Annotated in this window: 12 protein-coding genes; 4 read left to right on the top strand and 8 right to left on the bottom strand. The window is 44.1% G+C overall.

Annotated elements, in window-relative coordinates:
* Nucleotides 1-261: 261 nt before the first annotated feature.
* From IM500_RS20990 to IM500_RS20980, 3 genes are read right to left on the bottom strand one after another with little or no spacing between them, the layout of a single operon-like run.
* A complete protein-coding gene (locus IM500_RS20990) occupies nt 262-1,008 on the bottom strand; it encodes a cyanoexosortase B system-associated protein (RefSeq protein WP_190722863.1) in 747 nt (248 codons plus the stop codon).
* The gene (crtB, locus tag IM500_RS20985) at nt 1,001-1,906 is read right to left on the bottom strand and encodes a cyanoexosortase B (RefSeq protein ID WP_287739464.1); all 906 of its coding nucleotides are present in this window, start codon (nt 1,904-1,906) and stop codon (nt 1,001-1,003) included. Before crtB ends, IM500_RS20990 begins: the two co-directional genes overlap by 8 nt.
* A 37-nt stretch (nt 1,907-1,943) precedes the next feature.
* The gene (locus IM500_RS20980; protein ID WP_287730973.1) at nt 1,944-3,083 is read right to left on the bottom strand and encodes a DegT/DnrJ/EryC1/StrS family aminotransferase; all 1,140 of its coding nucleotides are present in this window, start codon (nt 3,081-3,083) and stop codon (nt 1,944-1,946) included.
* Between the two features lie 66 nt (nt 3,084-3,149).
* Here IM500_RS20980 and IM500_RS20975 point away from each other — a divergent pair, with 66 nt between their 5' ends.
* Nucleotides 3,150-3,278: a hypothetical protein gene (locus IM500_RS20975; protein ID WP_277925624.1), complete on the top strand. Its 129-nt coding sequence runs from the start codon at nt 3,150-3,152 to the stop codon at nt 3,276-3,278.
* 134 nt (nt 3,279-3,412) lie between these two features.
* On the opposite strand, the gene IM500_RS20970 is transcribed toward IM500_RS20975, so the two are convergent.
* Complete coding sequence (locus IM500_RS20970) at nt 3,413-3,730, bottom strand: hypothetical protein (protein WP_190722860.1); 318 nt, start codon at nt 3,728-3,730, stop codon at nt 3,413-3,415.
* A 27-nt stretch (nt 3,731-3,757) separates the two neighbouring features.
* Between IM500_RS20970 and IM500_RS20965 the strand changes: the two genes are divergently transcribed.
* On the top strand, nt 3,758-4,372 hold the full coding sequence (locus IM500_RS20965; RefSeq protein ID WP_190722859.1) for a molybdenum cofactor guanylyltransferase: 615 nt from the start codon (nt 3,758-3,760) through the stop codon (nt 4,370-4,372).
* On the opposite strand, the gene IM500_RS20960 is transcribed toward IM500_RS20965, so the two are convergent.
* A complete protein-coding gene (locus IM500_RS20960) occupies nt 4,325-5,590 on the bottom strand; it encodes a J domain-containing protein (protein WP_287739463.1) in 1,266 nt (421 codons plus the stop codon). The two genes, IM500_RS20965 and IM500_RS20960, sit on opposite strands and share 48 nt — an antisense overlap.
* Before the next feature lie 105 nt (nt 5,591-5,695).
* Here IM500_RS20960 and IM500_RS20955 point away from each other — a divergent pair, with 105 nt between their 5' ends.
* Nucleotides 5,696-6,247 (top strand): ferric uptake regulation protein, encoded by a 552-nt coding sequence (locus IM500_RS20955; protein ID WP_002737956.1) that lies wholly within the window; start codon nt 5,696-5,698, stop codon nt 6,245-6,247.
* A gap of 4 nt (nt 6,248-6,251) precedes the next feature.
* On the opposite strand, the gene IM500_RS20950 is transcribed toward IM500_RS20955, so the two are convergent.
* Nucleotides 6,252-6,674 carry a SufE family protein gene (locus IM500_RS20950; protein ID WP_002761229.1) on the bottom strand — a complete coding sequence of 141 codons (423 nt, stop codon included), beginning with the start codon at nt 6,672-6,674 and terminating at the stop codon, nt 6,252-6,254.
* 349 nt (nt 6,675-7,023) lie between these two features.
* Nucleotides 7,024-7,776 (bottom strand): glucosaminidase domain-containing protein, encoded by a 753-nt coding sequence (locus tag IM500_RS20945; protein WP_002801637.1) that lies wholly within the window; start codon nt 7,774-7,776, stop codon nt 7,024-7,026.
* A gap of 335 nt (nt 7,777-8,111) precedes the next feature.
* Between IM500_RS20945 and IM500_RS20940 the strand changes: the two genes are divergently transcribed.
* On the top strand, nt 8,112-8,789 hold the full coding sequence (locus IM500_RS20940; protein WP_287739462.1) for a DUF3782 domain-containing protein: 678 nt from the start codon (nt 8,112-8,114) through the stop codon (nt 8,787-8,789).
* Nucleotides 8,790-9,035: 246 nt separating this feature from the next.
* On the opposite strand, the gene IM500_RS20935 is transcribed toward IM500_RS20940, so the two are convergent.
* The gene (locus IM500_RS20935) at nt 9,036-9,263 is read right to left on the bottom strand and encodes a DNA-directed RNA polymerase subunit omega (protein ID WP_002761217.1); all 228 of its coding nucleotides are present in this window, start codon (nt 9,261-9,263) and stop codon (nt 9,036-9,038) included.
* Between the last annotated feature and the right edge of the window lie 532 nt (nt 9,264-9,795).

Genomic DNA, 9,795 nt, shown 5'->3' with positions numbered 1-9,795 from the left:
TGTCAGTCTGTAGAGCGACCATAAGACCAGAACAGAGTAAATCTGTTAAGGCAGGTGCGGAACCCCGCAAGGGAAAGAAGCAGAAACCTAAATCGTGAGGTTTGGGAATCACCGTCCGTTTACGGCGGTGAGGATGTCAAACAGATATATCAATTTATTTTCTGAGAGTTATCTAGTGGGAGAGGAACAAAGAAGCTATTAAGGACTAGAAAAGTGCCTTGAGCTAGTTTTTTTTTAAACAGATAGTTGGGAGCAGAAAAACTACTTTTCTTTTTTGGTCTCAGGCAGAGAAGTTAATTGACTTAAGACATTTTGTTCTAAGTTACTTTGAACTTCCCCGGCGAGATTGAGAGCAAAGGGAGTGAGAGTTTGCAGTTCTTTGGTCGGGTCTAAGGGAATCACCAAGGAAACGGCTATCCAGGGTACTCTCTGTCTTTTTAATTGCGCCCATTGGTCAAGCCAATACCACACCGAGGGATCGTAATGACCACCACCTAGCCAAGCATACCATTGCACCACGGCAAAGGTGTTTTGTGTCCAGGCACGATAGAATCGAGCCGTGGCCTTTCCTCCCGACTGGGTGGGGATTAATAGCTCGGTTGTTTCCCCCTGATTCCAACGACTAATCGAAGTGATATCCGACCATTCTAATCCTGGTTGATTTTTATAGTATATCTGTGGCTTTAAAAGCACGGTGATCCTCTTGCCTTCAGGAGTTTCCACCACTTGTACCGACCATTTTCCCTCACCGATTTCTCCTTGGCTCTGGTCGATGGTTTTCAGGTCAGAGAACTTGATTCCCGATTCTTGTAGGACTCGCATTTTCTGAATATTACCGATTCTCGGTTGCTCCACCCAAGACCACTGGCCAGAAATTAAATTGGGCAAGATACCGCCTAAAATCAATAGCAGCAGCAGGCACAACAGCAGTAAATAATTACCCGGGAGCTTTTTTTTGACTTTATCTAACACTAAAGTTACCTCGGCTGGAATTTTTTGACTAATCATCCTGGTTACCTTCCCCTTGAGCCGGGGACTGTTTCTTGACCGCCTCGCGATACTGCATGATTTGGAAGACCAAAAGGATCAGTAATAACATAAAGACGGAGTATAAATCACCCCCCCAGCTATCGTGGAGTAATTTAAAGTTTGCCTCTTGTCCTGTGCCGTGAAACCAAGCTAAAAGCGCGTTACGAATGATATTAGCCCCGACACTAATTCCAAAGGCACTGAGGAGCATAAAGCGGGTTTTGCGACCGTTTTCGATGGTATTAGTCCAATGGAGCAGCAGCAGCGTGACGTAAAGACTGGTAAATAACATTTTCAGCCCCGCACAGTAGGGAGCGACTTCCACCATCCTACCTTCCACCGCTATATAGACACCGTCAACGGAGACATCTAGGCCCGCTTGCTGGAGAATAAAACCAGAGCAAGCGGCAATAAAAACCTGTAGGGGTAGGGTATAGGGAGTGATCAGGTAGGGTATGGGATTAGGAGTCGCTAAGGCTGTTAAAAGTAGGGGAAATCCCTGTAATTTAAAACCTTCCGTTCCTTTTAACCAGAGACAGATTCCCGCTAAAATAATCGGGAAAGACATACTAACCCAAAGAGAGGAACCGAGGAGATAAAAAATCGCTCCTAGGGTTAACAAAAACGCTCCGAGGGGGTGGGAGCGATCTTCGAGGCGTTGCCATTTTTTACGATTCTGCCAGACAATATAGGCGGCGTAGGGAAGGCCAATCAAGCCGTGGCTAAAGTATTCGTGTTCGATGCCGATCGATTTATTCAGCCAACCATCGTACCAGTGAAAGATCACCGGACCATAGATAACCGCCAAGAAACCGATCATCAGCCAAGATTGCCGATTTTTCTGGGATACGGGGGATAAGGAAGGACTAATACCCATAGGACGGAGCGATTTAGTGACAAATTCTGAATTTATGTTACCCGATGATCGCAGTAATCTGTTCAACCACGATTTCAATTTGCTCCTCGCTGATGCCGGGGTACATGGGGAGAGAGACAATTTCTTCACAGAGAATCTCTGCATTAGGAAAGTCTCCCTGTTGATAACCGAGGTAGCGATAGGCCGGTTGCAGATGACAAGGAATCGGATAATGAATGCCGGTTTGAATACCGACGGCAGTTAATTGTTCTTGTAGTTGTTGGCGCTCAACGGGACAATGGGCGAGGATGCGAATAACGTAGAGATGATAGACATGACCGGTCTCGGTTTCGTCCCGTATGGGTAAAATGCCCTTATCGGCTAAGGGAGCCAAAAGCCGGTCGTATTGTCTTGCCGCTTGATGACGGGAGCGATTCCAGCCTTCCAGATGGGGTAATTTAATGTTTAAAATGGCGGCTTGTATGCTATCTAAACGGCTATTAGTGCCGATATCGGTGTGGAAATACTTGCTCGGTGCGCCATAATTTCTTAAACTGCGGGCTTTTTGGCTAATTTCTGGATCATTGCTCACTAACATTCCGCCATTGCCAAAAGCACCCAAATTTTTACTGGGATAAAAACTAAACCCCGCCGCCACACCGACACTGCCGGCGCGATAACCTTCTCTACTGGCTAAATGGGCCTGGGCCGCATCTTCAAAGATAATCAGATTATAGCTGCGGGCAAAATCCTCTAATTGTTGGGGTGATACCATCTGTCCGTACAGGTGTACGGGGAGAATGGCGCGGGTGTTGGGGGTAATTCTTTGGGCAGCCGCCGCGAGGTCAATTAAGGCCGTATCGAGGTGACAATCAACTAAAATCGGTTTGGCCCCCGCTTGAATAACACCCATGAGGGTAGCGACAAAGGTATTAGCGGGGACTAGCACTTCATCCCCGGCACCGATGCCGTAAGCTTGTAAAGCCAGGGCAAGAGCAGCCGTGCCAGAAGCTACTCCCACAGCATACTCGACTCCGCAAGCTTGGGCGAAGGCGGTTTCAAATTCGGCTAAAGCTTGGCCTAAAACAAAATCTCCCCGGTCGATAACTGTTTGGATTGCCTCGGTAATTTTTGCTTGTAGGGGCTGATTTTGCCAAGTTAAATCGACAAAGGGAACTTTGATTAAATGGGAATTCATCTAGTGCTTGTTTATGAAGATATGGTTCTTCGGTTTGTGTTATGTGATGGACGGGGGTTATAAGGGATGAAACCCTTATATAGAAAGACATGGCTGCGATTTTTGCCAATTGCTTTCGATCTAGAACGAGCTAATCAATTAAGTCTCTTGCCAGATAAGGATTTAGTCGATTTATGCCCCCTGCTCGAACCATAGCAAGTAACGAAGAACCGAAGATATTAATATTAAGTATCAAGAGACTAGCATAGATTTGAGCAAGTTGGCTAGATTCCTATTCAGGGGATTTGGCCTTGACTTGGCCAAAAGAATCAAGTTGACTGCCTAGCTACTTATTTTTGCTGCCAAACTTTGAAGATAATTCCTAGGCAGAGGAGAATATAAGCAGAAGTTAATAAACCGTTCCAGTATAAAAAGCGAAAACTCAAGGTTTGGTCGCTGAAAGTAGCCCCAGTCCAGAGGAAAGCGTAAAAAAGTAGCCATCCTAGCGTTAAATTCAGGGATAAGCGACTAATTTGCCGTTCTTTTCCCTTTCCTTCCCCTTGATACCATGTCCAAGCGGAGGGAATCACTCCTAGAAAGGGAATTAGATATAACATTAATTGCAGGCGTTCTAATTTGCGATCGCCAAAAGGGTCGTGATTAATCATGGTATTTTTCCGATAGAACTGGTTATTATGAGTGATTTTCCCGCTTTAACGGCGTTAATTCTGGCCGGTGGCGAAAGTTCCCGTATGGGACGAGATAAAGCCTTATTATCTTTTCAGGGTGTCTCTTTTCTAGAGAATACTTGTTTAATTGCCCAAGATTGTGCAGTACAAGTGTCTGTGATTACGCCTTGGCCGGAACGTTATGAACTTATCATTCCCCCATGCTGCCGGATAATTAGGGAACCTCTCCCCACTAGGGGGCCTTTATTGGCCTTTGCCTTGGCATTAACTTTTGTATCAACCGATTGGGTTTTATTGCTCGCTTGCGATTTACCTTTACTAACGCCCCCAATTATGCAAGGATGGTCAAGATTATTAGCCACTGTACCAGAAAATGCCATCGCTTTGGTTCCCCGGTGCGGCTCTCGTTGGGAGCCTCTCTGTGGTTTCTATCATCGTCGTTGTTTAGCATCTTTGCAGACTTATATTCAGCAAGGGGGAACTTCTTTTCAAAAATGGTTAAATGTCTCCGTGGTGGAGGAATTAATCATCGATAATTCCGAGATTTTATTTAACTGTAATACCCCGGAAGATTTAGAGATAATAATAAACTCCCCAGATGTTGACAGTAAGAAACCCTAGCACAAAAGGGACTAAAAGTAAAGATATCGGCCAAGGAATGTTGGATAAATGGCGATAACCATAGTAGAGCATTCCGGTTAGATAACCGCCGGTTACACCGATAATTGCGCCGACAATATCGCCATTTATGGATAAATAGGAAGTGAGCAAAATGACGAGGGAAAAGGGCAAAATTATCAAGCCACCTAAAAATATATCGCCAGTGATACTACCATATTTATTACTTAATTTTCTGCCTAACCAACTAGATAAAGTCAGAATAATAAAAGGAAATACTGCCCAGCCTAATAACAGCAAAAAATCAGATTTAACTGTCCAGTTTTGCCAAGTAAAAGCGATGAAAAAACTGCTGATGATTGCTGCCAATACACCTGTAGCCAAAGCCTGATTACGGTTAAGCTTTAAAAAAGCTTCTGCTAGACCGGTCTTGGGTTTGAGTAAAGATGAGCCAGAGATTTTCAGCAAATTAAAAACAATAAAAAGAGTTTTTGACCACTTGATCGATTGCCGTTGTCGATAACTTTTCTGAGAGTCTCTTAACTTATTTGCAATGGCATGATAGCGGCGAAAATTTCCCTGTTGCTTAAATTTCTTGGCCGCTATTTGGAAATCTTTTCGTGCTGCCGGCAGTTCCGAGAGTTCCTCTAGAGCCAATCCTCTTTGATAATAGAATTGGGGGTTATCTGGGTCAATGGCGATTGCTTTTTTATAAGCTTCTAGGGAGGATTGGGTGTAACCGAGTCGTTGACGGGATAAACCGAGGTAATAGTAAGCTTGGGAACAATCGGGTTTTAACTGCAAAACTTGCCGACAATCGCTTAAAACTTGCCGATCCTGCTGATTATGGTAGTAAACTTCCGCCCGTTGCAGATAGGCCTGCCAAAATTGCGGATTAATTGCGATCGCTTGCTGGTAAAATGCGATCGCTAATTGATAATTTCTCTCTTGAGCGTAGTGCCATCCCTGTTGATAAAAATCCTCGGCACTGGGGTTAAAAGTGGGTATTTCTGGGGATAAACGGCGATCATACTCTTTTCTTTGACCTTTATCGCTCAAAACCCGATAAGCTTGTTCAATTTCCCGAAATTTTGTCACTGCCTCCGGATCATTGGGATTATAATCGGGGTGATATTGCCGGGCCAGACGACGAAAAGCGGCTTTTATCTGATTATTACTGGCATGACGGGGAATTTGCAGGATTTCATAGTAATTTTTCATACTTGAATGCGGGGGGAATTTTCAACTACTTAAAATTGTTGCCAATGGCTCGCCGAAACGACTATCATTGTCAATTAAATAGCTTTTATTGAGAGTTGATCGCTTATGTCTGCCTACACTGCTTCCTCCCTGAAAGCGGAACTCAACGCGCGGGGGTGGCGCTTAACTCCCCAGCGAGAGAAAATTCTGCACGTTTTCCAGAATTTACCGAAAGGCAATCATCTCAGCGCCGAAGAATTGCAGGAATTGCTGGACAAAAGGGGGGAAGGAATTAGTTTATCGACAATTTACCGCAGTGTTAAACTGATGTCGCGGATGGGAATTTTGCGGGAGTTGGAATTGGCCGAGGGTCATAAACACTACGAACTCAATCAACCCTATCCCCACCACCATCATCATTTGGTCTGTATTCAGTGCAATAAAACCATCGAATTTAACAATGATTCCATTCTCAAACACAGTCTCAAACAGTGTGAGAAAGAGGGTTTTCAGTTAATTGACTGTCAGTTAACGGTGATGGCCATCTGTCCGGAAGCTTTGCGGATGGGTTGGCCGTCGGGAATACCGAGTAATTGGGGCTGTACGCGTTCGCTGGTGGATACTCGTTTCCAAAACTGCGAGATTCCCGAATCAAAGGAACCGGAACCAGAAAACTAGGTATCTAAGCGGACATTCCCAACTGAAAACCGAGAGCTTTTTTCTGCATTAATTGGAAAATATTATAAAATCCGTTGGCGCGGGAAGGGGTAAGACTGACTTTTAAGCCGGTTTCTTCGATAAAATCCGGGGTGACTTGCAGGATTTCCGTGGGAGTCAGTCCATTGAAACCCTCGATTAACAAAGCAACTAAACCCTTGACTAATTGCGCGTCGGAATCCCCTTTGTACCAAACCTGGCCATTTTCGAGGTCGGCAGTGATATAAACTTGGGATACACAGCCATGAACTTTATTAGCGGGTATTTTGGCAGATTCTGGTATTGGTTCTAGTTTTTTAGCAAAAGCTAGTAATTGTTCGTATTTTTGCTTAGGATCGGTACGACGTTTGAGGCGTTCGACGATGCGATCGAGATTAGACGGGAGCATATTGCAAGTTAAAATAGGAAAAAATTAGCCAATAGCTTTTTTATATTAGCATTCTCGCGGAAGTTGAGCGCTGTAGTTATCGTTACCAGGACTGCCTTGGTCAAAGCGCATTGATGCTATCTGCTAGAATTGGCATCAATGAAATACCACGCTTGCAGGAGCTATGGTTAACCTTTCCTACAATAAAAATCGCCTTCTTCCCAGTTCCGAAGAATGGGAGCATCTCACCTTTGTAACCCCTAAATCAGGTTTTTATGTCAAGCTATTTTGAAAGCCTTGCTAGAAACCAGTTTTAGGGACAAGTATAATTACTCGCTTGCATAAATGAGATGCTCCCCATATTATTTCCTCAATTTTGAGTTAGGGCAATTTTCGTCCATTCGTAAGTGTTCCATTCATCCATTGCCTCAGTAATGACCCTAGAGTAATAGTTGCATCGGCGCTGGGGTGGCGTTCCGTTCCCTTCCTCCGTATGGCAATATCCTGATTTTCCTAACTGGCAAGCTACTAAAGAACAGCTTTCTCGGATACTCATGCCGCGCTGGATGTTTTGTCGATATTCATCAAAAATGTAGCGGAGATCTTTGGGGTAGAGTCGGCCTTCTGAGCCATTCAAGTAGGTAATCCGACAGAGAAAATCAAAAAATTCAGGCTTACTTTTAAACTTGAAATAGCGGTTATCGTAGCGGCTAGATTCATCAAAGATAAGGCGATCTTCTCCTAAATTTTCGATGATTCGCACTGAGCCATCCCAAGCTTCATCGGGTTGACCGATTAACTGATAGGTTTCGACTCCGAAATCTTGACCATTCATGATTTGAGGAGGTTTTCGTCCCCAAGCTCCTACGAATTTGAGTCCGCAAAAGTTGTTGGCAAAATATCCGGTTCTAGTTAACCCAAATCCTGATTCATTAACGGCTTGACCGCCGAGAAAGGCTGCTGGTACGCCATATTTCCTTTCCATCTCGATACAGATGGGTTTAATCTCCTCCATAAACTGTTTTTTCATGCCTTCAGTCAGGGGAGAACCAGGATTGTAACAATTACCGTTTCTTCCCCTTTCTCGGTCTTCAACAGGAACAGGTGAAAACTTGATGTTCATTTTTATTCCTCAATTCGAGCGTTGTCAGAGAAATTGAAGCAGGCAGAAGGCAGATTTGAAGGTCTCAATCCTATATTCTTGCACTAACATCGGATTTTAACAGGTCAAAAGCCTTATTTTAAAAGGGTTTTACCATTATTCAGCCAGCCCTACTTAGTTTCATCTAAAATTAAGCTCTTTGAGCGTTGTAAATTCCGTACAGACTTTACCCCCCCCGCACATTTGTCAAGTCTTTTAAATAATTCTTAATATTTATTTCCGTTTTGCTCTCTGGCTCTCGTCCGGCTTCTCGACGGAATCGCTAAAATGATCAGGGGTGTTTTAGAGGCAAGTCTATGAGTGAACCGGTAACTCTTGAGGATATTTACCAGCTATTCCGCGCTTCCGCTGAGGAATATGATCGCCGGGCTGAGGAATATGATCGCCGGGCTGCCCAATCCAAGGCGGAATATGATCGCCTGGTTGCCGAATCCAAGGCGGAATATGATCGCCATAGAGTCGAAATAGAGAACCTCCTGGCCGAATCTAAACTAGAAAGCGATCGCTCGATGGCAGAACTGAAACGGACGGTTGAACGAACCAGCAAAGCGGTAGATAGTCTCACCACTCGCTGGGGTCGATTTGTGGAAGAATTGGTAGAACCGGCGGTTTTACGGCTTTTTCAGGAAAAAGGCATCGATATTAAAGAAGTTTATCCCCGCGCCAGAGTCAAGCGTCAGGGCATCGCCATGGAAATTGATATCCTAGCCGTCGATGATACCGATCTCGTGGTGGTGGAATGTAAATCTAGATTATCTAAAGATGATGTGGATGAATTTATTGAAAAATTGACTCGTTTTAAAATCGCTTTTCCCCATTATAAAAACTATCGAGCTTACGGTGCGGTGGCGGGAATTGAAATCAACGAGGGGATCGATCGATACGCTTATAAAAAAGGTCTATTTGTGATTAAACCCTCTGGGGATACGGTGGCCATTATTAATGATGCCGACTTTCAACCGAATACTTGGTAATTTCCCTAGTCAAAACAATCGCTATGGTTAACCTTTCCTACAATAAAAATCGCCTTCTTCCCAGTATCGGGAAATCGCTATTTAACCGCAGAGGAAAGGGCGAGGGCAGCTGCGGCGCTCGCCCAGCAAGAACGTTTAGCCAAAGAGGAAGCGGAACAAAAAGCCCAACGACTAGCGGAAAGACTAAGATCACTGGGTATCAACCCCGATGAAATGTAAGGGTGGGTTCCAGGCAATTTTAGGGGATTAATCGCGTAATAATTCCGGTTCGGTTAATTCGTCGGTCATTTCCATCAGGGCTCGTTGGACGGGTTTAATCATCGGGTCATCGATATTTTCTACGGTATCGTAGCGGACGCGTTTGGCCCGTCTAGCGACTTGCACGACGATCGAGTAACGATTGCTGGCCGCATTCATCAGTTTATCGGTGAGATAAATCATCTCGGAGGAGTCGAATTTAAACCGTTTGGACATAGTTATATTTAGCCTTCTCTGGTGAATTTGGCACTTGTCACTGATAATAGGTTAGTGATAAGTTTTATTACTCAGTCCACCTTACCATATTTTGTCCACCTTAAGGATAGGGTTATCCTTGATCTCGATCGGATTTTGTCAACTACTTTTTACAAAACTTAAATCAATTTTATACAAGTTTAAAAATATACAAATAAAGAGATAATTTTTGAAATAAATAAACCCAAAAAAGGGAGACAATTGCGGGGGCTGTAAATACACTTGAACGTATAACTTCCCCCTCGATTTAGCTTCCGGTGATACTATCCCCATGGCCTTGACGGCAGCGGCGATCAATGGTTAAAAATAAACAGATGCTGGATCCCCATCCAACATCCGCGTTCTAACTCTGCACACATTTTGCTAAGTCCTCATGATAAGTTAAAAAACGCTTCCTTTTTGGGGGCGTTTTTATTTATTCGATTGAAAAAACCGATGACAATCATTACTAAAGCTGATAAGAAAGTGGGGTGTGGGGTGTGGGGTGTGGGGT

The organism is Microcystis sp. M179S2 (assembly GCF_020245805.1).
Taxonomy (GTDB): domain Bacteria; phylum Cyanobacteriota; class Cyanobacteriia; order Cyanobacteriales; family Microcystaceae; genus Microcystis; species Microcystis aeruginosa.
Note: the sequence above shows the minus strand (reverse complement) of the source record. Positions and strands in the feature narration are given on the sequence as shown.